Here is a 22,336-nt window from a genome sequence, read left to right on the forward strand (position 1 = left end):
TATGGACATCCTCAGCAGCCGGATCATCCTGCGCCCCGCCGACTATGCGATCACCCTCGCGTTCTACCGCGATGGGCTCGGTCTGGCCATAGCGCGGGAGTACCCCGGCGGAACCGTTTTCTTCGCGGGCCAGTCGCTGATCGAGGTGACGGGCCACGGCGGATCGGGCGGATCGGCCTCGTTCGAAGGCGCCCTCTGGCTTCAGGTCCGCGATCTGTCCGAGACCGCGGCGGAACTGTCCAGCAAAGGTATCGCAATCGACCGTGCCCCGGTCGAAGAGCCATGGGGCCTGCTCGAAATGTGGATACATGATCCGGACGGTGTGCCGATCGTCTTCGTCCAGGTCCCGCCCGCACATCCGATGCGCCGGGATTCACGCTGGTCACCGGCGTAATATCAGTATCGTTCGATAACCGGGCACGGCTCGCCGAGTTGCCAACGCGCACGCTGGCGAGCACGATAACGCTCGGGCTGCTACCCGACCATCGATGTCCGGGTTGTCCATGTCCATATACCGTCCGACGAGTGAATCGCAGTCTCGATGCCTGTCGTACCTGAACTCAAGTCTGTCCCGATGGTCGCTCCCCGCAGGCGCCACCGCGGCACATCGCCCCGTTCCGCACACGGCGGCACGAACATGACACGATCCCTGTCGTGAGGGAGCGCAACGAACCGTGGGCACAGCATGAGTAAGACACTGCGCACCTTGCCGATGCCGACGGGATCCGGCGTCGGGGATGTCATGCCGCACTTGCGCGAGGCTCTGGACGGGCACGGTGCCGCATGGCTGCCGATTCCAACCAGTGATCGCCGCGAAGCCCGGCGGCTGAGCGACGCCCTGTCGCCGGGCGAGCCGATCGATGACGAAGTCGCCTTGGTGGTAACCACATCTGGTACCACAGGCGTACCGAAAGGCGCCATGCTCAGCGCTGCGGCCCTGCATGCCAGCGGCGCCGCGACGCACGACCGGCTCGGTGGGCCCGGCACCTGGTTGCTGGCCCTGCCCACCCATCACATCGCGGGCATCCAAGTATTGCTGCGCAGCATCCTGGCAGGCACCGAACCGACTGTGCTCGATGTGTCCGGTGGATTCCTGCCGGAAGCGCTGGCAGGCGCCATCGCGGGCATGCGAGGCGAACGCCGTTATACCTCGCTGGTCCCGACTCAATTGATCAAAGCGCTCGATGCGCCGATCGCCACCGCGGCACTGGCCGAACTCGACGGTGTGCTCATCGGTGGCGCGGCGACTCCGCAGCCGGTGTACGAGCGAGCGCGCGCCGCAGGCATCACCGTGGTTCGCACCTATGGCATGAGCGAGACCTGCGGCGGCTGCGTATACGACGGCGTGCCATTGGACGGCACGACGGTGCGCATCGAGGACGGCCGGGTAGTTCTCGGCGGTGACATGGTCGCCACGGGCTACCGCAATCAACCGGACCACCCCGCTTTCGCCGAACCGGGCTGGTTCCGCACCGAAGACGCGGGCACGCTCGACGATGGCGTGCTGACCGTCACCGGACGGCTCGACGAGGCGATCCTGACCGGTGGCCTGCTGGTGATCCCACAGGTGGTCGAAGCGGTACTGAGCGACCATCCCACGATCAGCGAGGTAGTGGTGCTCGGATTGCCGGACGATCGGCTGGGACAACGTGTCGCCGTCGCCGTGATACCCGCCGCGGGCGCGACGCCGTGCCTGGCCGAATTGCGCGAGCATGTGGTAGCCCAGCTCGACGCTGTTGCCGCCCCGCGCGAGCTCGCCGTACTCGACGAGTTCCCGCTGCGCGGACCGGGTAAGCCGGATCGCGCCAGACTACGCGAGTACCTGCTCGCCGACTCGGCCCGCTGAACCGGCCGGCACCGCGGCCGTAGGTTCGGAACCACTGTTGACAGCCAGGAGATCGGCTCCGACAGTGCGACGCAAGTGCGATGTGAGTGCGGTGTAAGTCCGCACCGCCACAGTCATCGGTATGACTCCTTTCTCACCAGCTACCGCACTCGCTGTCGAGGCGGATGGCCTCGTCAAAGTGTTCGGCGAACAACGAGCCGTCGACGGTGTGCATCTGGCGGTGCCGCGTGGGTCGGTATACGGGGTACTCGGACCGAACGGTGCGGGTAAAACCACGACCATCCGCATGCTGGCGACCCTGCTGCGACCCGATGCGGGCAGTGGCCGGATCTTCGGCCACGACGTGGTCACCGAACCGACAGCGGTCCGTTCGCTGATCGGTGTGACCGGACAGTACGCCTCGGTCGACGAGGATCTCACCGCCGCCGAGAATCTGTTCATCTTCTCCCGGCTGCACGGCTTGAGTCGGATCGATGCCCGGCGCAGAGCAGCCGAGCTGCTAGAGGAATTCGACCTCACCGAGGCGGCGAACAAGCCACTACGGAACTTCTCCGGCGGTATGCGCCGCAGGCTCGACCTAGCGGCCAGTCTGATCGCGACTCCACCGCTGCTGTTCCTTGACGAACCGACCACCGGCCTCGACCCGCGCACGCGCGCACAGGTGTGGGAGACCATCCGCCGCCTGGTCCGAGCGGGCACAACCGTGTTGCTCACCACGCAATACCTGGACGAGGCCGATCAGCTGGCCGACCGAATCGCGGTGATCGACCGCGGCAAGGTGATCGCCGATGGCACCGCTGATGAGCTCAAGGCCTCGATCGGCGGCTCCTCCTTGCACCTGGCTCTGGCCGATCGAGGCCAGCTGACGGAGGCACGCCGCATCGTCAGCGATTTCCTCGGCGTCGCGGCGCAGATCACCCCGGAGGCCGGTCGGCTCACCGCGCCGCTCCCCGATGCCGGGATCACCACCGATCTGTTGATCCGCCTGCGGGAGCGGTCGATCGAGATCGAGGAGATCACCGTGCACAAACCGAGCCTGGACGAAGTCTTCCTCACCATCACCGGCCACCAAGCCGAAGACGACACCAACAAACCCGACCTGATCCCGGCATGAGCGTCGGGCCCGTAGGCGGTAGCTCGCGTGACCACGAAGGGCCCCGCTCATGCCGACAAACAACACAGCATGAGCACCAAGCCCGCAGACGACAGCTCACATAATCACAAAGGCCTGCACTTGCCGGAGAAAGGCACAATATGACCACCACCATCACCACCGAGAGCCAAGTGCACCATCCGGTTCCGGTAGCGATTCCGCAGGTGACCAACCGAATTCCGATCAGACAAGCAGTGGCGAATTCGTGCACCCTGGCCTACCGCGGTCTACTGAAGATCAAGCACAAGCCCGAGCAGTTGTTCGACGTAACCGTGCAGCCGATCCTGTTCACCGCCTTGTTCGCCTACATCTTCGGCGGCGCCATCGGCGGCAGCGTGCAGGATTACCTGCCGATCCTGATCCCAGGCATTCTGGTGCAGACGGTGGTGCTCACCTCGGTCGTCACCGGCACCCAGTTGCGGGAGGATATGGATAAGGGCGTCTTCTACCGGTTCAAATCCCTTCCGATCGCGCGTATCTCGGTTCTGGCCGGCGCACTGCTGGCGGATATGGTGCGCTATGTCATCGCTACGGTGCTTACCGTCGTCGTCGGCTTGAGCATCGGCTACCGGCCTGCGGGCGGCGTACTCGGCGTCGTCGCGGCAGGCCTGGTCATCGTGGCCTGTTCGTTCGCAATCAGCTGGATCTGGGCGCTGGTCGGAGTCACCGGGAGAAGCGCGGCAGGCGTGCAGGGCATCTCGATGATGATCATGTTCCCGCTGACCTTCATGTCCGGCGCCTTCGCGCCGGTGAGCACCATGCCGGGCTGGATGCAGGGCCTCAACCACGCCAACCCGGCCTACCACATGGTGAATGTATGCCGTGGACTGATGAACGGCACTGCGGTCGGCGGTGATCTCGTCTCGCTGCTGATCGGCTCGCTGGTCGTACTCGCGATCTTCGCGCCGCTGACCGTCATGGCGTACATGCGCCGGGCGTGAGAACCGAACGTCATTACGTCAGGGTCGGTCCGCTCTGCGTAATGACGGTCGGTGGCGCCGCGGGTAGCTCGGCATGTGGATGACCACACATGCGGTCACCCACATGCGCTGTGGCACAGGATCAACAATCGTTCAGTTCCCGGATCATCTCCATGATGCGATCGGCGGATGCCCTTCGACGCAGGCGGCCGACCCGATCCAGCACTTCGGCGACACGGTCGGCGCCGAGCGTCGCCCTGGCGATATCCAGATGCCGCTCCCAACGCATCGAAGGAAAGTCCTGACGGCAGAACACGTTCGGGGCCAATGCGAGCAGTTCCAGGCCGCGTGCGATATCTCGATCGGCGGCAACGAGATAGGAGCCGAGCGCACAGGCGATGGTGCCGATCTGCGGAAGATCTCGGTACTGCGTCAATACCGGCACCGCGCGCTCGGCCAGCTGCGCGGCCAGCGTCGCGCCGGCATCGGCGGCGCCGTAGAGCACTTTCGCATCCAGCGCCGCCGCAGCGAGCGCTAAGGCGCTGAACCCAGGCCCTAGTGCATCGTCCGGCCAGCCGAACAGCTCCAGCGCGCGCTGATAACGAGCGAAACCACCTGTGATGTCGCCGGTAGCCAACGCCACTTCGGCCGAGCTCAGCATGACAACACCGAGCAATCGATTCTGTCCGTCGATCGAGCCGTCCATATCCGCCGCGACCGAAGCGAGGTCGAGTTCATCCAGGGCCTGTTCCAGCTCGCCGCTGCCGACCAGCGAAGCGACCAGCATGCTACGGGTCTCCACAATGTCTTCGTAGGCGCCGAGCCGCTGCAACAGTTCGAGTGCCTGCCGGTAGTGCGCCACTGATTCCGCATACCTGGCGGTCTGACCACAGATCTGGCCGAGGTGCCTGCTCACCATGGCCTGGCTCCAGACGCTGTCGGATCCGAAGCCTGCCAGCGCTTCGGTCGCATCGACAGTCGCACCGTGTACATCGCCAAGGTTCTCCCGAATATTGGCGCGCAGCGTCAGCGCGGTCGCCCTGGTCTCCGGATCGGTGGAGCGAATCGCCTCGGCGATCAATCTGGCGAGTCCGCGCCCATCGGGTCGGCTGAGCATGACCCGGCCGAGGAAACGGCCACTTTCGGTGAGATCGGTGCGACTGCGGAGCAATCGACGCACCTTGGAACGCAACCGGGCGAGTTCACCTACACCTCTGCTGCCGAAAGCGAAATGAATGAAAGTCATCTGATAGGTGATGAGCACAGATTCGGAGTGCGGCCGAGCGGGCCCGGAACCGGCCGGATCCAGTGCGATCACCCGCTCGGCCCAAGCGACTACCTCCAGATGCGAGCCGCGCATCAACCACAACATCGCGACCACAGGGAACACCGTGTACGCCGTTGCCGCGTCCGGTCGTTCGACCGCACAACGCAAGGCCGCGACCAGGTTGTCCAGCTCCGCCGCCACCGAGAGCGCGAGGTGGAGCTGATCACCGGTCCGATATCTGCGCACCGCGTCGGCGGCGTAATCCTCGGCCCATCGCATTATCCGGGTATCGGATAGTTCGGACTCGCCCACGGCGGCCAGTTGCTCTTCACCGAACTCCCGTACCGTCTCCAGCATGCGGTAGCGGGTACCGAGCGCCTCATCGTCGAGCATGGTGAGCAGCGATTGGTTGACCAGGCCGTCGACAGCCGTACCGCCGCCACCCATCATGACCTCGGCAGCAGACAACGTGAAACCCGCCGGGAAACGGCATAGGCGACGCAGTGCCACTTGCTGCTGGTAATCGAGCAGGTGCCAGCTCCAATCGATCACCGCGTGCAGCGTGCGATGCCGATCGGGGGAACTGCGGTCGCCATGGCGCAGCAGCGCGAACCGGTCGGACAACCCCGCGTTGATCTCCTCGACGCTCATAACCCGTACCCGGGCGGCGGCCAGCTCGATGGCCAGCGGAAGCCCGTCCAGGGTGTGACAGAGCTGGTCTACCACAGCTGGATTCAACCGGACGCCGGGTCGCACCGCCCTGGCGCGCGCGGTGAACAGCTCGGTCGCGGGTGAATCCGCCGAGTCGATGGTCAACGGCAGCAACGGATACACGGTCTCCGCGGTGATTTCCAGCGGCGAGCGGCTCGTGGTGAGCACGGTCAGCCTGCTCGCGACGCTGATCAAGTCGGCGACCACTACCGCGACCGCATCGATCAGATGCTCGCAATTGTCCAGGATCAGCACCATCGAGCGCGCCGACACCGCGTCGTGCAGCCTGCGGCGGATATCGCTGGTCTGCCCGGAGCGCAATGTCGCGGAATCGAGGGTCACCTCACGCAGCCCGAGTGTCGCGGCGATCACCGCCTCCACCTCGACTCTGGCCTCGCCGCTTTCTGCGCGCACCGAGGCCAGTTCGACCAGCGCCACCGGACGCGAGCCCGCCACCCGAGCGCCGATCTCATTGGCGACCCTGGTTTTTCCCACCCCGCCTGGCCCGAGCACGGTCACTACCCTTGACTCGGACAACAGGTCGGTGAGCGCGGCCAGATCGGCCACCCGGCCGAGTAGCGCGTTGGGTGCGGCGCGCAGGCCGATCGCCATAGCCTGCGGTTGCGCCGCGGCGATATCATCGTCCGAGCGCACCGGGAAACCGCTGCCGAAGCCGGTAGCAGTGGCCACCGCTACGGCGCCTCCTGGATCGGATCGCGGCACAGTGCCCGTATGGTGCAGCGGCTCCCCCCGCAAGATCGCGGTATGCGTCGCGGTGAGCGCGGGCCCCGGATCGGTGCCGAGTCGCTCGACCAGCCGGGAACGGAAGTCCGCGAAGGAGGCCAACGCTTCGTTGGCCCGGCCTGCCGCGGTGAACAGCCGCATCAGGGTCTGCTGTGCGCATTCGTCCAACGGATCGGCAGCTGCGCGACGATGCGCCACGCGCAACGCACCATCGATATCGCCGCTATCCGCACGCGCGGATAGCTCGATCTCGTCGAGTTCGGCGAGATGCCGCCCGGCAACCGCATGCAGATCGTCGGCCAAGCCGCCTTGGGGCAGATCCGCGCCTGCTTCACCACGCCACAGCGCCCGTGCCCGCTCGACCGCCGCCAGACAACCGGCGAGATCGCCGGTATCACGGCAGCGGCGCGCCAGCCTTATCTGCGCACCGACCGAAGTCACATCGACTTGTTCGGCAGTCAAGGCCAGCCGGTAGCCCGCAGGGCCGATCTCGAGCACTCCCTCCGGCAGCGCTGACCGCAGCCGGGAAACCTGAGTGTGCAGGGCGTTTATCGGCGCCCGTGGCGGCTGTTGCGCCCAGATGTCCTCGATGAGCGCTTGTACACTGCGGCTGCGCCCAGGGCGCAGAGCGAGAGCGGCGAGCAGCAGTCGAGCGCGCGCACCTGGCAACGGGGTCAATACGCCGTCGCGTCGCAGTGCGATCTCGCCCAGCAAGGCCACCACAACCAATTCGCCTGCGGGCGTCGTCAATACTCGACTGTGGCCGGGTGGGCCGCTACGTTCGGAAGACATCCTGTGCTCATGGTAAGCGAGCGAGCCGGGGCGGGCAGACACGGTTTCTTTACCGCGATTGCCGGTGATCGGTCGCATAGGCTGACGCCATGAGTGAGTTCGAGGTGGTCCGTTCGGCCGTCATCACGGCAGAACCCGCGCGAGTGCACGCGCTGATCCATAACTTCCACGAGTGGGTCAAATGGTCGCCATGGGAAAACAGTGATCCACAGATGCAGCGCAGCTATTCCGGTGCGGATTCCGGTGTCGGTGCGTGCTACGCCTGGAGCGGCAACCGCAAGGCCGGGGCAGGCAGCATCGAGATCACCGAAAGCACCCAGCGCAAGATCGAGCTGCGCCTGGAATTCCTGAAGCCCGTCAAGGCCACCAACCAGGTGACCTTCATTCTGGACCCCGTCGAAACCGGTACCGAAGTGACCTGGCAGATGACCGGACAGCGGTCCGGCCTGATGGGATTGATCGGCAAACTCGTACCGATGGATACCTTGATCGGCCGGGACTTCGAGGCCGGACTCGCCCGGCTGCAGGAAGCCGCCACCGCCGAACCGGCCTGATCGGTACACGCGCATTAGGCTGCGGATATGGCTACTGCAGCGCAATGGATCGAGGGCGCGCGTCCGCGCACTCTGCCGAACGCGATCGCCCCCGTCCTCGCCGGTACCGGCGCCGCCATGTCCATCGACGGCGCGGTGTGGTGGAAAGCGATTCTCGCCCTCCTGGTCTCGCTGGCGCTGATCATCGGCGTGAACTACGCCAATGACTACTCCGACGGTATCCGTGGCACCGACGATGTCCGGGTCGGCCCGTTGCGGCTGGTCGGACAACAACTGGCTCCGCCTGCGGCGGTGAAGAGTGCCGCGGTGGCCAGCCTCGCCGTCGGCGCGTTCTTCGGACTGGTACTCGTCGCCACCAGCGCGTGGTGGCTACTGCTCATCGGTGCGGCCTGCCTGGCCGGAGCCTGGTATTACACCGGGGGAAACAAGCCTTATGGCTACAGCGGATTCGGCGAACTCGCGGTATTCGTCTTCTTCGGTCTGATCGGCGTGCTCGGCACCCAATTCGTACAGGCGAACCGAATCGACTGGGTGGGTGCGCTGCTCGCGGTCTCGGTGGGCGCGTTCTCCAGCGCGGTACTCGTCGCGAACAACTTGCGCGATATCCCGACCGATACCACCGCTGGAAAAGTCACGCTCGCTGTGAAACTCGGTGACGCCCGCACCCGCACACTGCACCTCGCCCTGCTCACTGTGCCATTCGTCACGACGCTGGTACTTGTTGTCCGCACCCCGTTGGCGCTGGCAGGCTTGCTCGCCATTCCCCTGGCCGTGCGCGCCAACGCTCCGGTACGTGGCGGCAAAGGCGGTCTGGAGCTGATTCCCGCGCTGCGGGATTCGGGCTTGGCCCTGCTGGTCTGGTCGGCGATCACCGCCCTCGCGCTCGGCCTCGGCTAGCCACGGTCAGCGAATACCCCCGCGCCTAGTCACCGTCGGGAACGAGGACGCCGAGCACCCAGTTGACGATCGAGACGATGACGCCGCCGAGCACCGCTGTCCAGAAACCCTCGACACGCAGACCGTAGTCGGTCAACGCCGTGAGCTCCGCGGTGAGCCACAGCATGAGCGCGTTGACCACGAGCAGGAACAAGCCGAGCGTGACGATCACCAACGGTAGCGAAAGCAGCTTGACGATCGGTTTGACCAGTGCGTTCACCGCGGTGAACACCGCGGCCACGGCGAGCAGGACGACGATCTTCGCGCCATTGCCCTCATCGGGGGTGATGATATCGATTTTGTCGACCCAGACAGCGGCCAGCCAAATCGCCACCGCATTGATGATCAACCGAATCAGGAGCTGCATGGGCCCATGGTAGGCCCGCGAGTGGACATATGTTGCCACACAATGTGAACTGCGCCGATACCTATCCGCTCACCCGTATGGCGCACCAGAGCGCCGGCCGAAGAAAGCTGGGAACCGCTCAGGCTTCCCAGTTTCCGGTCGCGAGGAATTTGTCCAGGATCGCGGCGGGTTCGGCAAGACTCAACCCTTGAGAAGCGACCCACTCGTCATCGAAATAGGTTCCCGCGTAACGATCCCCGCCATCGCAGAGCAACGTGACCACACTTCCGCCGCGGCCTGCGGCGATCATCTCGGCGATGAGGGCGAACACACCCCACAGATTGGTTCCGGTCGACCCGCCGACCCGGCGGCCGAGCCGCGCACTCGCATGCCTGGCGGTGGCGATAGAGGCCGCGTCCGGCACCTCGAGCATGCGGTCGACAACCTGTCCGACGAACGACGGTTCCACCCTTGGCCTGCCGATTCCTTCGATACGCGAGGACATACCGGTCTGATATGACGCATCGCCGAGCTCATAACCACCGTAGAAGGCGGAGTTCTCCGGATCGACCACGGCCAATTTCGTCGCGTGCCTGCGATATCGGATGTAGCGGCCGATGGTGGCACTGGTGCCACCGGTTCCCGCGCCGACAACGATCCATTCCGGCACCGGGTTGGTCTCCAATGCCATCTGCTGGAAAACGGACTCGGCGATGTTGTTGTTGCCACGCCAATCGGTGGCACGTTCGGCGTGGGTGAACTGATCCATGTAGTGACCACCGCATTCGGCTGCCAGCCTGGCCGCCTCGGTGTACATATCCGGCGGGCACCGTACGAAATGACAACGGCCGCCATGTGCCTCGATCAATGCGATCTTCTGCGGGGAAGTACTGGCAGGCATCACCGCGATGAAATCGAGGCCGAGCAGCTTCGCGAAGTACGCCTCACTGACCGCGGTCGAACCGGAAGAAGCCTCAACCACCGTGGTGCCTTCGGTGATCCAGCCATTGCAGATCGCGTACAGGAACAGCGAACGAGCCAAACGGTGCTTGAGACTGCCGGTGATGTGCGTGGACTCGTCCTTGAGGTACAGCTGCACGTTCCACTCGACGGGCAGCGGATAGCGCAGCAGATGGGTATCCGCGCTGCGCTGAGCGTCCGCATCGATCAGCCGCACCGCGTTGTCGACCCAGGCACGCGGTGTGGCGCGATCGCAGGACTTCACGGTGATGCCCGGTCGTCCGGTGGACTCTGCTGGTCGTCACCGCGCAGCCTGGCCCGTAACTGGGCTTTGTCCTGACGGCGGCGCTCGTCGACCAGGGCGATGTCCTCGTTGACCTTGACGCGCAGCCGCTTGAACAAGGTCAGCGAGAGCGGCATCGCGATGATCAGTGCGAACAGCGCCGCGACCACTAGGGGGACGTCCACCGACACCACCTGGGCGACCAACACGATCACCGCGGTAAGCGCGACTATCATTCCCAACCTGGCGACCGTATAAAGCACCAGATTCCGGACCAACCGACGACCTACACCGGCATTTTGCCGTCCCGAACCACTTTCTGGTGGAGTTACCTCACGCACAACCACCAGCCTATGCGAAGCTGTTGCCCACCCCGGTGTACCCCCGAAAACCGAGGGCAGGCGCACATCCGTTTTGTCTATTACCTCCGCTTTACCAACTGTAGATGGTTCGAGTACCTAGGGGTTTCAGTGCGACGATGGCGCCATCTGATGAGGGAACTGTCGAGAACGGAGAGGTTTGCTATGACTGCGATCACCGTCGGCGGCCAGGACACCCTGCTGACTCCAGGCCAGGTTGCGGCCCTGTTCCACGTCGATCCCAAAACCGTGACGCGCTGGGCCCATGCCGGGCGTCTCGGGTCATTGCGCACACCGGGCGGACACCGCCGGTTCCGCGAATCGGAAGTACTCCAACTGCTCGAGTCGCTGACCACCGAGGCGACCGCAAGCTGATCGCAGGGCACGTGGGCCCGACGCACTCGGGCCCACGCTCACTCGTAGGCGAATTTCATGCCTGCGGTGCGCTGGAGTCACGTCCACAGCTACCCTCGTAGGTAGGAGGTGAGCGACGTGACGTACCTGTTGGCACTCATCGCAGTGGTGACAATCGCGGTGTTGTGCTGGAAGGCATTCAGTCCTGAGCGGACTGGGCCCACTGCCCCGCAAGAGCGTTCACCACAGCGCAGACGCGTTATCGGACCCGACGACGACCCGGAGTTTCTCTGGCGGCTATCCCGCCAGCATCGCGACGGCGAGTCCGGTTCCACCGAACGTTGACCCAGCGCGTCCGGCGATTCGCGCGATAATCACGCGCCGGGTGGCATGCGGTGACTCGTGTGCTCCTCGGCGCTTTTATCGCCAACTATCACTCGGCCGTGTCCCGGTCGAGTTCGTCCCGAAGGATCTGCTTTGCCCGTTCCGCAAGGTCGGGTTCGGCGGAGACGATGAGCTATGGCACTACTACGCCTGACTCTTGATGTCCGCTAGGGCGCGGACATCAAGACGGTGCAAGCCCGCGTTCGGCTCAGTTCAGCCCCGCGTAGGAGTGCAACCCGCTGATCACGATGTTGATGATGAACAAGTTGAACAGCATGGCGACGAAACCGGCGATATTGATCCAGGCGGCTTTGGTATCGCGCCAGCCGGAGGTCGCGCGGGCGTGCAAGTAGGCGGCATAGAGGACCCAGGCGATGAAGGAGCAGGTCTCCTTGGGATCCCAGCCCCAGAAGCGGCCCCAGGCGGCCTCGGCCCAGATGGCGCCCAAGATGACGCCCGCACCGAACAGCGGGAAACCGATGATGGTGGCCTTGTACGCCAGGCGGTCCAACGTGCGGGCATCGGGCAGACGCCGGGCGACGAGGCCGAAGATATTGCTCGATTCCTGTCCGTCTGGCTGCCGCAGCCGGTACAGGAACAGTACGCTCGCCACCCCCGCGAACAGGAACACCCCACTACCGACGCTGACGATGGTGACGTGCACCGGTAACCAGAACGACTTCAACGCCGGCACGACCGGCGCGGCGTCGGCATAGAGCACGGTGCCTGCGAGGAACAGCAGGATAAGCACCGGCACCAGCAGGAACACCCACATCGCTCGATACCGGCTGCCACGGAGGAACAGCAGGCCGACGAGCACCGCGGCGGCGGTCGCCATGGTGACGAACTCGTACATGTTCCCCAGCGGGAAGCGCTGGGTCGCGAAGCCACGTAATACGATCGCGGCGATATGCAGCCCGATGGCTACCAGCAACACCGAGAACGCCATATTGCCGAGTCGTTCCGACAGCGGAGGGCGGGTGGATTCAGCGATCCGGCCCGGCGCCTGCGGCGGCACTCCGCCGCCAACCGACACCAATTCACGCTCGACGACCTGACGGCTGCGTGCCGTCGCGTACTGCCAGATCAGCAGCACCAGCACCAGCCCGTACACCACGATCGTCGTCTTGAAGGCGAGATCGCTGTATCTGGCGAAGGTTTCTTCGATCGGCATGGTCACTCTCCCGTGGTTCCAGCGTCCTGCTGCTCGTCGAGCAGGCGCGCGCACAGCCGATCGAACTCGCCGCCCCAACCCGCCTGATCGGTCCTGGCGAGCCCACCCATCTCTACGACAGTGCGTCGTTTATCAACGGTACCGGCTTCACCCTCGTCCCCGGCTGGGTAGGCCCGCACCCAGATCCGCCTGCGCTTGATCAGCAACGAGACCAGCAGACCCGCCATCATCAGCAATGAACTCACCAGCACCCACTGCTGCGCGGGATCGTGCGAAACCTGCAGATTCACGAACTCCTGCGCACCATCGAAGGTGACCTCGGTGCCATTGGGCAGCGTGGTCGACTCACCGGGGCGCAAATTGACTCTGGCCTCCTTGGTCAACCGGCCCTGTTTGATCTGTTCTGGGTCCAGCGCGAACAGCGACTGCGGTTTTCCGGTGTCGAGTCCGGTATCGCCCCGATAGATGTCCACGGCAACAGCTGGATCGTTCATCTCGGGGAACACTGAGGTCAGCAGCGTTCCCTGGAACATAGCGGTGGGTGCGAACAGGCCCTCGATGGCGATCTGGTTCTTACGGCGCTCCGTATCGGTGGCGTACATATCACCGGGAGGGTCGATCCGGAACACACCGCTGGACAAGAAGGTGGAGGCGTCATCGGGGCGCCACTGGATCGTTTCCGTGCGGGTCCGGCCATCGGGAAAGGTGACTGTGAAGGTCGGAGCGTAACCATGGCCCTGCAGGTAGATCCGATCACCTGCGACACGCAGTGGATGATTCACCTGCAGCCGAGTATCGCGCCAGGTGTTGCTGCTCAGGTCCTCGCCCGCCTGGTAGGAGATATCCGCGGTGAACATCTCGGCCTGCCCATTGGGCAGGTAGTCGGCCTTGAAATTTTTGACCCGCACACAGATCGGGGTCATGCCGGTGCCGTCGTTGACGTTGCCTGCCTTGAACGAGTCGAACACGGCGGGCGAAGTGGTGCAGAAACCGGGGCCGTTGTTCGCCAGCACGATGACATTGCCTTCGTAGCCGAACAACTTGCCCAGCGCGATGGCGATCAGCAAACCGACAAGCGCGAGATGGAACACCAGATTGCCGAGTTCGCGGGTATAGCCTTTCTCCGCGGACAGCGCCAGCTCACCTTCGCGGGAACCGGGTCGGACCTCGAGGCGCCAGCCACGCAACTGCGCCCGGGCGTAGTCGATCACTTCGTTCGGTGATTGCGTGACGCGACCCGCGTAATGGTGCGGCAACCTGCCCAAATTGCGCGGCGCCCGCACTGGTGGCGTGCGCAGGGCACGGTAGTGGTCGAAGGTCCTCGGCAAGATACAACCGACCAAGGAGATGAACAGCAGCGCGTAGACAGCCGTGAACCAGAAGCTGGAGAACACGTCGAACAGCTCGAAACGATCCATCCACGGACCGAGCGTCGGCCGGTTGGCGATGTACTGCGCGACCTTCTGCTCGTTGAGACTGCGCTGCGGCAGGAGCGCACCTGGGATCGCGGCCAGCGCGAGCAAGAACAGCAGCACCAAGGCAGTGCGCATACTGGTGAGCCCGCGCCAGGTATTGCGCAGCAACGCCCAAGCCCGGCCCACCGTTGATTGACGCGGCGGCGGCGCGGAAGTTTCGGTCTTCTGCTGGTCGGTCGTGGTCATATCGGTCGCGGTCATATCGGCAAAGTCACCTCGGAGACGAATGCGTCACGCACCCAGGCGATGAACTGCTCCCACATTCCGGTGACCAGCGCGATGCCAACCGTTACGAGCAGCATGCCCCCGATGACCTGGATGATACGGGAATTACGGCGCAGCCAGCCGACCCCGCGCAGCGCACTGGCCGATCCGAAGGCCAGCACGACGAACGGCAGGCCGAGCCCGAGGCAGTAGGCCACGATCAGCACGACACCACGCACCGCTGTCATCCCTTCGGTGCCCGCGGCCACCGCCATGACACCGGAAAGAGTCGGGCCGAGACATGGCGTCCAACCGAGTGCGAAGACCCCGCCGAGCAACGGTGCGCCCATGATGCTGGTGAGCCTGCGCGGGGCCATCCTGGTGTCGCGCTGCAACACGGGCACCAAGCCGATGAACACCAACCCCATCAGAATCGTCACCACGCCACCGACCCGCTGCAACAACTCCCGATTCATATTGAGTGTCTGGATGAACCCGAAGACTGTGGCAGTGGCCAGCACGAAGACCACGGTGAAGCCGGCGACGAACAGCCCGGCCGCACCAGCGACCCGTATCCGTCCGGAGCGTGCCGACGATGCGGCGCTGTCCGGCATCGGTTGGGTGGCGCCTGCCGACCCAGCGGGGACAGCACGGGCTCCGGCGGCTTCCGCGACGGTGGCAGGCGGCGCCTCCGCACCGACCAGTCCGGCGAGATACGACAGATATCCAGGCACCAGCGGCACCACACACGGCGAGGCGAACGACACCAGACCCGCGAGCAGACAGGCGCCGAGCGCCAGCAACAGCGGCCCGGAAGCCGCGGTCTGCTGGAACGACTCACCGACCCCGGCGAGCACTACCACCTGATCTCCTCGTTACGCGGTGTGGTTGGCGCAGGTCTCACACCGATTCCTCCTGTGCGTCCTCGGCTGATCGCCCCGCATCACCGCATAACGACGCCCGTCGCCCTGACACGGTGTGCTCCTGCGCTACCTCGTGCTCGACCGCGTCGACCACGATGAACTCCAGCAGGGAGTCGGCAGCCGCGCTGCGTGGCACGGTGGCGATCCCCGCCCACCGATCATCGACGGCCCATCCACCGCCGACGCGTCGAGGGCCCTGGCGTGGCCTACAGGCACGTGGGTTGCGGGTACGACGGTCGCGATTCACTGAAATTCCTCCTCGGCGATGCGTTCGACCACCGGTTGCAAATCTTCGGCGAGCAGGGACCGCAGGAAGACCGCGGCGACCCGATGGTGCCGATCCAGGACGAGGGTGGTTGGGATGACACTGGTGGGGAAATTGCCGCCGAGCGCGAGCAGAGTGCGCATCGGTGGGTCATAGATGGATGGATAGCCCACCTTGTTGCTGACAACGAAGTCTTGGGCCTTGTCCCGGTTATCGTCGCGGACATTGATGCCGAGGAACTCGACGCCCATATCCTTGGTCGCCTCGTAGACCTGCTCCAGTGCGGGCGCCTCGGCGCGGCACGGACCGCACCACTGGCCCCATGTGTTGAGCACCACGACCTTGCCAGGGTAATCGTCGACCGAGATGGTCTTCTCCGGCCGCATCAGATCCGGACCGAATAGCTCGCCGATAGTGCCACGGGTGGCGGGCGGATCGTAGAAGATGTCGGTCTTGCCTCCGGGCGAGACGAACTCGAAAGTACCGCCAGAAGCCACCGCGTCCGAACCGGTCGAACATCCCGCGAGCGCGACAACCAGTGCCGCGCATACGAGCAGAACCTGCAACCCCCGGCCCGCGCCGGTTGTGCGCGAAGCGAACACGGTGCGGCGGGTCATGCGCCGTGTACCGCTGGATCCGAACCACCCGCGGGCTCGGAGTAGACGATGTCCACGAGGGTGTCCCCCTGGTAGACCAACGAGGTCAACGAGGCGAGCGAACACTGCCGGTTACGCGGGTCGTGCCAGAGCCGCTGCCCCTGGAGGAACCGACGCAACGTCCACACGGGTAGCTGATGTGATACGAGCACCGCCTCACGCCCCGCCGCTTCGACCCTCGCCTTGTTCACCACGGCAAGCATGCGGTGCGCGATCTGTAAGTAGGGCTCCCCCCAGGACGGGGTGAACGGGTCACGCAACTTCCACCAGTGCCGTGGCTTGCGCAGCGCCCCATCACCGACCGAAACGCGCAGGCCCTCGAAGGTGTTACCCGCCTCGATGAGGTTCTCATCGGTATGCACGGCCAGCTGGTGGCGTACGGCGATCGGCTCGGCGGTCTCCTGCGCCCGCTGCAGCGGAGAGGCGATCACCAGCGCGATGTCGTGATCGGCCAACGTCCGGGCAACCGCACCCGCTTGCGCCCGACCCGTTACCGAAAGGCTGAAACCGGGCAAACGACCGTAGAGAATGCCGTTGGGATTGTGTACTTCGCCGTGTCGCAGCACGTGCACGATCGTCTCGACCGCCGTGGTACCACCACCGCGCGACCGGTCGCCGGCCCCGGTCCGGTGACCGGCGGACTCGACCGATTCGGCGTGCTCACCGGAGGAGACCTCGTCGGCGGCCGAAACGGCGCCACGCTCCTCGCCCGCGGCGGTGAGCTGCGCGGCCGCCGCTGCGAAGTGCGCCCCCGCATCGACCACACTCGATACCGTGGTCTCGGCGTCATCGGTCTCGATACCGGTGTTTTCACTGTCGATGGACACGGACTCGAGCGCGGCGGCGGCGAACTGTTCCCCGGCATCGATCACAGTCGCCTCCGTAGTATCGACCTGCGCAGTATCAGCCTCCGCGATGGCATCGGAATCAGCGGAATCGATACCCGCGTCGGCGGAATCGGGGTCAGCGGCATTCGGGTCGGCAGCGACCGCTTCGGCGGTAGCGCCAGTGGGCTTGGCTAGCTCGAGCCGGTCGGCATCGGGCTGATCGAGATCGAAGCTCACGCGCGGGATCCTTCGGGGGTGGCGGCCGCCGCCGCGTGCGCGGCAGCGGGCAGGGCGGCAGCGATACGGTCGAATGCATTCTCATCGAGCGCGGCGGAGACGAACCATGCCTCGAACGCGCTCGGTGGCGCGTACACGCCATCGCGGAGCAAAGCATGGAAAAACGCTGGGTAGCGCCAAGTCTCGCTTGCCTTGGCGGCGGCATAGCCGGTGACCGGGCGTTCGGTGAAGAACACGCTCACCATATTGCCCGCGAACTGAACCTGATGCCCCACCCCCGCGGCGGTCAGTGCCGCGCTGAGCATATCGCCGAGCCGTTCGGCATTGCGATCCAGTGCGGCATAGACCTGCTCATCGGCCGCTCGCAGGGTGGCCAGGCCCGCTGCCACTGCCACCGGATTACCCGACAAGGTGCCCGCTTGATAGACCGGCCCGAGCGGGGCGAGGTGGTTCATGATGTCGGCGCGCCCGCCGAACGCGGCGGCGGGCAGCCCACCGCTCATCACCTTGCCGAAGGTGTACAGATCACCCGCAACGCCGTCCCGGCCGAACCAGCCCGCACGGCTGACCCGGAATCCGGTCATCACCTCGTCCATGATCAGCAGTGCGCCGTGCTCGGCGGTCAGCGCGCGCAAGCCTGCGTTGAACCCGGGCAGCGGGGCGACCGCACCCATGTTGCCTGCCGCGGCTTCGGTGATCACGCACGCGATCTGGCCAGGGTTCGCGGCGAATGCGGCGGTAACCGCATCCAGGTCGTTATAGGGCAGCACAATGGTGTCGGCCGCTTGTGCGCCGGTCACACCCGGCGAGGTCGGCAATCCTAGTGTGGCCACGCCGGAGCCCGCGTCGGCGAGCAGCGCGTCCACGTGGCCGTGATAACAACCGGCGAATTTGATGATCTTGCTACGCCCGGTGTAGCCGCGGGCCAGCCGGACCGCGCTCATAGTGGCCTCGGTTCCCGAGTTCACCAAGCGCACCCGTTCCACCGGCTCGACTCGCTGTACGATCGCTTCGGCCAGTTCGATCTCGGCCTCGGTCGGCGCACCGAACGACAGTCCGCCGCCCGCCACCCGCTGTACCGCCTCGACGACCGCAGGGTGTGCGTGTCCGAGAATCATCGGACCCCAGGAACAGACCAGATCGACATAGTGGTTGCCATCGGCATCGATGAGCGTGTACCCATCGGCCGAGGCGATGAACCTCGGCGTACCGCCGACGGATCGGAAAGCTCGCACCGGCGAGTTGACGCCACCGGGGATTACCGAACTTGCCCGGTCGAAGAGCTGGGTGGAAACCGACACCGCCGTACCGGCCACACGTGGAGAAGAACTCACGTGCTCCAGTGTCTCAGCCCACGGGAAATAGCTCGACGACAGGGTATAACGCAGTGATGTATGCCGCATCCGACGGGCAACACGCCGAAGTGGCGGTTAGCGCGGATTTCGATGGCTGAGCAGTTGCCAGTGCGTAGTGTCGGGGATATCACCTATCGGCCGGGAGGGTCTGTATGCGGATCGGCATCATCAGTGCGCTTGCCGCGGGCGCCGCCAGCACGGTGGCATTCGGCACCGGTTCCGCCCACGCGGAGCCGCTCGATCAACTCGGGCAGGGACGTATCGGCATTCACCTGGACCACAACGCGACCACCACATTGGCCGATGGACCGATTCCCGCCGTGATCACCATGGTCATTCCGCCCAATCGAATCGGCGCCGGACTGAAGGACGACTCCGCGATCTACCGGGACGAATACGGTGCGGTGCACGCCTCGTTGCGCCAAGTAGTACTGGAAGCGGCCAACCGTCCGGATGGGACGGTCACCGTCTACCTGAATGCGCCCGGCACTCGCGACGGGCGCATACTCGACATCTACCAGCACTGGAACTGAGCAGGCGACAGCACGCTCCCGCGCTCAGGTATACATGCAGGGCACCTGTGCCGACATGGTGTGCAGCAGGCACATGAACGAGTTGTACGCGCCCGCCGAGCCCGATTCCGGCGCGTAGCTCGGCCCGTCGATAACGGCTGGAGCCGCAGGCGGCAGGCCGGGATCGGCATTGGCCTGCACGGCCGGAGCCCCAAGGGCCGCCGCGGCCAACACGATACAAATCTTCACGGTAAACCGGTTCATCAGGCACTTCTTTCATCGACGCGTATTCCGAATGCAGCCGAAATACTAGTGGCCACAGCAGAATTCCTGGCGAAGATCACTAAAAGAGCACTATCGGCGATAGCACGCCCGTACCGGCAACGGCGCGTACGGTAACGATGCAAATAGAAGACGACCGCGGTTTACGCGGTCAACCGAGCACAGCCTGCGAAACCAGCGCTCAGCGCTCGGTCCGTACCTGACCACGGATACCACGTACAAGCCGGGCCGTTGTGTCGATCGCGAGCAGCCCGGCAGCCGCGACAAGTACCGCGGCCAGCAGTTGCCATGGCGCGGCATAACGGGTCGCGGTGAACCCAGGTACATCACCGGAAGGCCGGAAGGTGGTGGTGTGCACACTGTTCCGCCAGCACAGCACCGCTCCGACCAAAGCAAGCGCGATCAGATCCAATTCGACGAACACCGCGATGAGCCAGCGCTTCAACGGTCCGCTCCGTTCTCACTGCGGGATATGGCTTCGGTCAATGCCTCCCGTAACGCCCGGTGGTCCTTGGCCCACGCCTGCACCGTGGCTCCATCGGCCAGCCGCAATCCGATACCCGTACGGCGACGCGGTACACCAGTCAATTCGCCGAGCGCCCTGGCCGATTCCCACGGTTCCTCACGGCGAGAGTGTTCGTCCCGTTCCGGGAAGACCTCGGCGATCGAATTCAGCGATAACGACTCCGTCCCCGAGCGCAACGCTGTCGGAGTCAGTTCGACACTGATATGTCGCTTACCCGCGACCACTTGTAAGGCGACGAAACCCGCGATCAGTGCGGCACAGAACGTCAGCGCGAACCAGTGCGCGGTTCCTTCGGTACCGAGTTCGAAGGCAAGAATGGCCGCGCACAGGATCGGACCATAAGACACCGCACGCCAACGGGCGCCCGGTTCGGCGAACAGGATGGCCTCGTCGGTCACGCCGAGGCCGGCACCGCGGGATACGGCGAAAGCACAGGAAACGCGATCAGTGCGTCGAGCTGGGCAGCAACAGCACAGCGATGGTCAGCACCGCGAACAGGATGAGCAGAGTCCATACGGCCAGATCTCGCCGAATGCTGTGCGGCTGCTGGATCACCACTCGCATCGTTGCCTCCGATCATCCAGAGCCCTCTGCCTATTTTCCGCACGCAACGCACGATCAGATATGACAAACGACTGCCGGTTTCCATGTCCACTGTGACAACCCTCACCATACATGCCGAATCGCCCCGGACAAACTGAAAACCTGTTCCAACTCTGGTTCAGCGCCCGCCCAGCTGAAAGTACGCAGTGGACTCCGCGCGATGAGCCAGATAGATCGCGCCGATCGCGAGTACGGCTTGTACGATCGAGGCACCACCGGCCACCAGCGAGGCCATTCCGGTCACCTCATCGATCGCCAGCAGCGAACCGAACCCGGCCAGCACAGCCCACACACCCAATACCGTCAGCACGGTCCGCGCCCATGGCTTGCCTCGGCCGAACTGGTGCACGATCACCAGCACGAGCGCCGAGAAACCCAGCCCGGCCAGCACGATGACCACGTACACCAACGCCACCGCCAGTTCGGCGCCAGCCATGCTGACCTCCGAGCCCTGCTCACGGGCCCGCTCGAGCACCTCCTCGGCGAAGGTATGCCGCTGCGGCAGCGCGGCGATGACCGATGCTAACAACTGCACAACGCCGAAACAGATGACACCCCACCATAATTGCCGTGCGGTACCCACATCTTCCGGCATCGGAGCCCGGCCGGGTCGAGCATCCGATGGTCGCACCATGTTCGTCACGACAGCCAGTGCGCGACCTCGGTCGCCCAGTAGGTGAGCACGATATCCGCGCCTGCCCGCCGGATGCCGAGTATTGATTCGAGAATGGCGCCGCGGCGATCGATCCACCCCCGCTCAGCTGCCGCCGTGATCATCGCGTACTCACCGGAGATCTGATAGGCGGCGACCGGGACAGTCGATCGATCGGCGACATCGCGCAGAATATCCAGGTACGACATCGCCGGCTTCACCATGACGATATCCGCGCCCTCGGCCAGATCCAGTTCCAGTTCGCGGATCGCCTCGCGACGATTGGCCGGGTCCTGCTGATAAGTACGCCGATCACCGTTCAACGAGGAACCAACGGCCTCACGGAACGGGCCGTAGAACGCCGAGGCATATTTCGCGGAGTAGGCCAGGATGCCGATGTCGGTGCGCCCCACCGCGTCCAGCCCGCGCCGGATCGCACCTACCTGTCCGTCCATCATGCCGCTGGTACCGAGCAGATCGGCGCCGGCATCGGCCTGGGCGAGCGCCATCTCGACATAACGGTCGAGAGTCGCGTCGTTGTCGACAGAACCATCGGCGGCGAGCACACCGCAGTGACCGTGGTCGGTGAACTCGTCCAAGCAGGTGTCTGCCATGAGCACGGTCGAATCGCCTACTTCATCGGCGAGCGCGCGCAGACCTCGATTGAGTATGCCCTGCGGGTCATCCGCTCGGCTGCCGACGGCGTCCTTGTCCTCCGGGCGGGGTACACCGAACAGCATGATCCCACCGACACCAGCGGTTACCGCTTCGACAGCCGTTTTGCGCAGTGAATCGAGCGAATGCTGTGTAACTCCTGGCATCGAACTGATCGGGCGCGGCTCTTCCAGACCGTCGGCCACGAACATCGGCAATACCAGTTGCCTTGGTTGCAGGGTTGTCTCAGCCACGAGTCGACGCAAGGCCGGGGTCCGGCGCAATCGCCGCGGGCGGTCCATTCCGGTCATGAACCGCACGATACGCCCGGTCCGATCGGTCGTCGCAAGCAGTACTGGTGCACCGAATCCGCTCTGGACAA

General features: G+C 64.8%; 25 protein-coding genes. 9 read left to right on the forward strand and 16 right to left on the reverse strand.

What is annotated here, in order from left to right; genetic code table 11:
* Position 1 precedes the first annotated feature (1 nt).
* The 4 genes from ACL02S_RS22340 (at position 2) to ACL02S_RS22355 (ending at position 3,940) form a co-directional block, all read left to right on the forward strand.
* Entirely contained in the window at positions 2-394 is a 393-nt protein-coding gene (locus tag ACL02S_RS22340) for a VOC family protein (RefSeq protein WP_412804443.1), read from the forward strand.
* A gap of 291 nt (positions 395-685) precedes the next feature.
* The gene (menE, locus tag ACL02S_RS22345) at positions 686-1,846 is read left to right on the forward strand and encodes an o-succinylbenzoate--CoA ligase (RefSeq protein WP_412804444.1); all 1,161 of its coding nucleotides are present in this window, start codon (positions 686-688) and stop codon (positions 1,844-1,846) included.
* A gap of 121 nt (positions 1,847-1,967) precedes the next feature.
* Positions 1,968-2,960, forward strand: coding sequence for an ATP-binding cassette domain-containing protein (locus ACL02S_RS22350; protein ID WP_412804445.1), 993 nt, complete (start codon positions 1,968-1,970; stop codon positions 2,958-2,960).
* A gap of 140 nt (positions 2,961-3,100) precedes the next feature.
* The gene (locus tag ACL02S_RS22355; RefSeq protein WP_412804446.1) at positions 3,101-3,940 is read left to right on the forward strand and encodes an ABC transporter permease; all 840 of its coding nucleotides are present in this window, start codon (positions 3,101-3,103) and stop codon (positions 3,938-3,940) included.
* A gap of 121 nt (positions 3,941-4,061) precedes the next feature.
* Here the strand turns inward: ACL02S_RS22355 and ACL02S_RS22360 are convergent, their stop codons facing one another.
* Positions 4,062-7,433, reverse strand: a complete 3,372-nt coding sequence (locus ACL02S_RS22360) for an ATP-binding protein (protein WP_412804447.1) — start codon at positions 7,431-7,433, stop codon at positions 4,062-4,064.
* Positions 7,434-7,522: 89 nt separating this feature from the next.
* Between ACL02S_RS22360 and ACL02S_RS22365 the strand changes: the two genes are divergently transcribed.
* Together ACL02S_RS22365 and ACL02S_RS22370 are read left to right on the forward strand one after the other, a co-directional pair.
* Entirely contained in the window at positions 7,523-7,987 is a 465-nt protein-coding gene (locus tag ACL02S_RS22365; protein WP_412804448.1) for an SRPBCC family protein, read from the forward strand.
* A 27-nt stretch (positions 7,988-8,014) separates the two neighbouring features.
* A complete protein-coding gene (locus ACL02S_RS22370; protein WP_412804449.1) occupies positions 8,015-8,884 on the forward strand; it encodes a 1,4-dihydroxy-2-naphthoate polyprenyltransferase in 870 nt (289 codons plus the stop codon).
* A gap of 25 nt (positions 8,885-8,909) precedes the next feature.
* Here ACL02S_RS22370 and ACL02S_RS22375 read toward each other — a convergent pair whose 3' ends face one another.
* The 3 genes from ACL02S_RS22375 to ACL02S_RS22385 all read right to left on the reverse strand — a co-directional run bounded on the left by ACL02S_RS22375 (position 8,910) and on the right by ACL02S_RS22385 (position 10,775).
* Positions 8,910-9,290, reverse strand: a complete 381-nt coding sequence (locus ACL02S_RS22375; RefSeq protein WP_412804450.1) for a phage holin family protein — start codon at positions 9,288-9,290, stop codon at positions 8,910-8,912.
* Between the two features lie 118 nt (positions 9,291-9,408).
* Positions 9,409-10,494, reverse strand: a complete 1,086-nt coding sequence (gene cds1 / locus ACL02S_RS22380) for an L-cysteine desulfhydrase Cds1 (protein ID WP_412804451.1) — start codon at positions 10,492-10,494, stop codon at positions 9,409-9,411.
* Positions 10,491-10,775 carry a DUF4229 domain-containing protein gene (locus ACL02S_RS22385; RefSeq protein ID WP_412804452.1) on the reverse strand — a complete coding sequence of 95 codons (285 nt, stop codon included), beginning with the start codon at positions 10,773-10,775 and terminating at the stop codon, positions 10,491-10,493. Before ACL02S_RS22385 ends, cds1 begins: the two co-directional genes overlap by 4 nt.
* A 261-nt stretch (positions 10,776-11,036) precedes the next feature.
* Here ACL02S_RS22385 and ACL02S_RS22390 point away from each other — a divergent pair, with 261 nt between their 5' ends.
* Complete coding sequence (locus ACL02S_RS22390) at positions 11,037-11,246, forward strand: BldC family transcriptional regulator (RefSeq protein WP_412804453.1); 210 nt, start codon at positions 11,037-11,039, stop codon at positions 11,244-11,246.
* A 117-nt stretch (positions 11,247-11,363) separates the two neighbouring features.
* Positions 11,364-11,570: a hypothetical protein gene (locus ACL02S_RS22395; RefSeq protein ID WP_412804454.1), complete on the forward strand. Its 207-nt coding sequence runs from the start codon at positions 11,364-11,366 to the stop codon at positions 11,568-11,570.
* Between the two features lie 247 nt (positions 11,571-11,817).
* Here ACL02S_RS22395 and ccsB read toward each other — a convergent pair whose 3' ends face one another.
* From ccsB to hemL, 7 genes are all read right to left on the reverse strand, one after another.
* Positions 11,818-12,783, reverse strand: a complete 966-nt coding sequence (gene ccsB / locus ACL02S_RS22400; RefSeq protein WP_412804455.1) for a c-type cytochrome biogenesis protein CcsB — start codon at positions 12,781-12,783, stop codon at positions 11,818-11,820.
* A gap of 2 nt (positions 12,784-12,785) precedes the next feature.
* Positions 12,786-14,444, reverse strand: a complete 1,659-nt coding sequence (gene resB / locus ACL02S_RS22405; protein ID WP_412804503.1) for a cytochrome c biogenesis protein ResB — start codon at positions 14,442-14,444, stop codon at positions 12,786-12,788.
* An 11-nt stretch (positions 14,445-14,455) separates the two neighbouring features.
* Positions 14,456-15,325: a cytochrome c biogenesis CcdA family protein gene (locus ACL02S_RS22410; protein ID WP_412804456.1), complete on the reverse strand. Its 870-nt coding sequence runs from the start codon at positions 15,323-15,325 to the stop codon at positions 14,456-14,458.
* A gap of 37 nt (positions 15,326-15,362) precedes the next feature.
* Positions 15,363-15,632, reverse strand: a complete 270-nt coding sequence (locus ACL02S_RS22415; protein ID WP_412804457.1) for a hypothetical protein — start codon at positions 15,630-15,632, stop codon at positions 15,363-15,365.
* Positions 15,629-16,267 (reverse strand): TlpA disulfide reductase family protein, encoded by a 639-nt coding sequence (locus tag ACL02S_RS22420; protein WP_412804458.1) that lies wholly within the window; start codon positions 16,265-16,267, stop codon positions 15,629-15,631. Before ACL02S_RS22420 ends, ACL02S_RS22415 begins: the two co-directional genes overlap by 4 nt.
* The gene (locus ACL02S_RS22425; RefSeq protein WP_412804504.1) at positions 16,264-16,881 is read right to left on the reverse strand and encodes a histidine phosphatase family protein; all 618 of its coding nucleotides are present in this window, start codon (positions 16,879-16,881) and stop codon (positions 16,264-16,266) included. Before ACL02S_RS22425 ends, ACL02S_RS22420 begins: the two co-directional genes overlap by 4 nt.
* 485 nt (positions 16,882-17,366) lie before the next feature.
* Positions 17,367-18,704, reverse strand: a complete 1,338-nt coding sequence (hemL, locus tag ACL02S_RS22430; RefSeq protein WP_412804459.1) for a glutamate-1-semialdehyde 2,1-aminomutase — start codon at positions 18,702-18,704, stop codon at positions 17,367-17,369.
* 173 nt (positions 18,705-18,877) lie between these two features.
* Between hemL and ACL02S_RS22435 the strand changes: the two genes are divergently transcribed.
* On the forward strand, positions 18,878-19,258 hold the full coding sequence (locus ACL02S_RS22435) for a hypothetical protein (RefSeq protein ID WP_412804460.1): 381 nt from the start codon (positions 18,878-18,880) through the stop codon (positions 19,256-19,258).
* A gap of 24 nt (positions 19,259-19,282) precedes the next feature.
* On the opposite strand, the gene ACL02S_RS22440 is transcribed toward ACL02S_RS22435, so the two are convergent.
* From ACL02S_RS22440 to hemB, 5 genes are all read right to left on the reverse strand, one after another.
* Positions 19,283-19,501 (reverse strand): hypothetical protein, encoded by a 219-nt coding sequence (locus ACL02S_RS22440; RefSeq protein ID WP_412804461.1) that lies wholly within the window; start codon positions 19,499-19,501, stop codon positions 19,283-19,285.
* A gap of 199 nt (positions 19,502-19,700) precedes the next feature.
* A complete protein-coding gene (locus ACL02S_RS22445) occupies positions 19,701-19,964 on the reverse strand; it encodes a hypothetical protein (RefSeq protein WP_412804462.1) in 264 nt (87 codons plus the stop codon).
* Complete coding sequence (gene mce1N, locus ACL02S_RS22450) at positions 19,961-20,443, reverse strand: transport-regulating membrane protein Mce1N (RefSeq protein WP_412804463.1); 483 nt, start codon at positions 20,441-20,443, stop codon at positions 19,961-19,963. Before mce1N ends, ACL02S_RS22445 begins: the two co-directional genes overlap by 4 nt.
* Before the next feature lie 323 nt (positions 20,444-20,766).
* The gene (locus tag ACL02S_RS22455) at positions 20,767-21,183 is read right to left on the reverse strand and encodes a hypothetical protein (protein ID WP_412804464.1); all 417 of its coding nucleotides are present in this window, start codon (positions 21,181-21,183) and stop codon (positions 20,767-20,769) included.
* 104 nt (positions 21,184-21,287) lie between these two features.
* Positions 21,288-22,265, reverse strand: a complete 978-nt coding sequence (hemB, locus tag ACL02S_RS22460) for a porphobilinogen synthase (RefSeq protein ID WP_412804465.1) — start codon at positions 22,263-22,265, stop codon at positions 21,288-21,290.
* Between the last annotated feature and the right edge of the window lie 71 nt (positions 22,266-22,336).

It is taken from the genome of Nocardia spongicola (genome assembly GCF_047200775.1).
Classification (GTDB): Bacteria; Actinomycetota; Actinomycetes; order Mycobacteriales; family Mycobacteriaceae; genus Nocardia.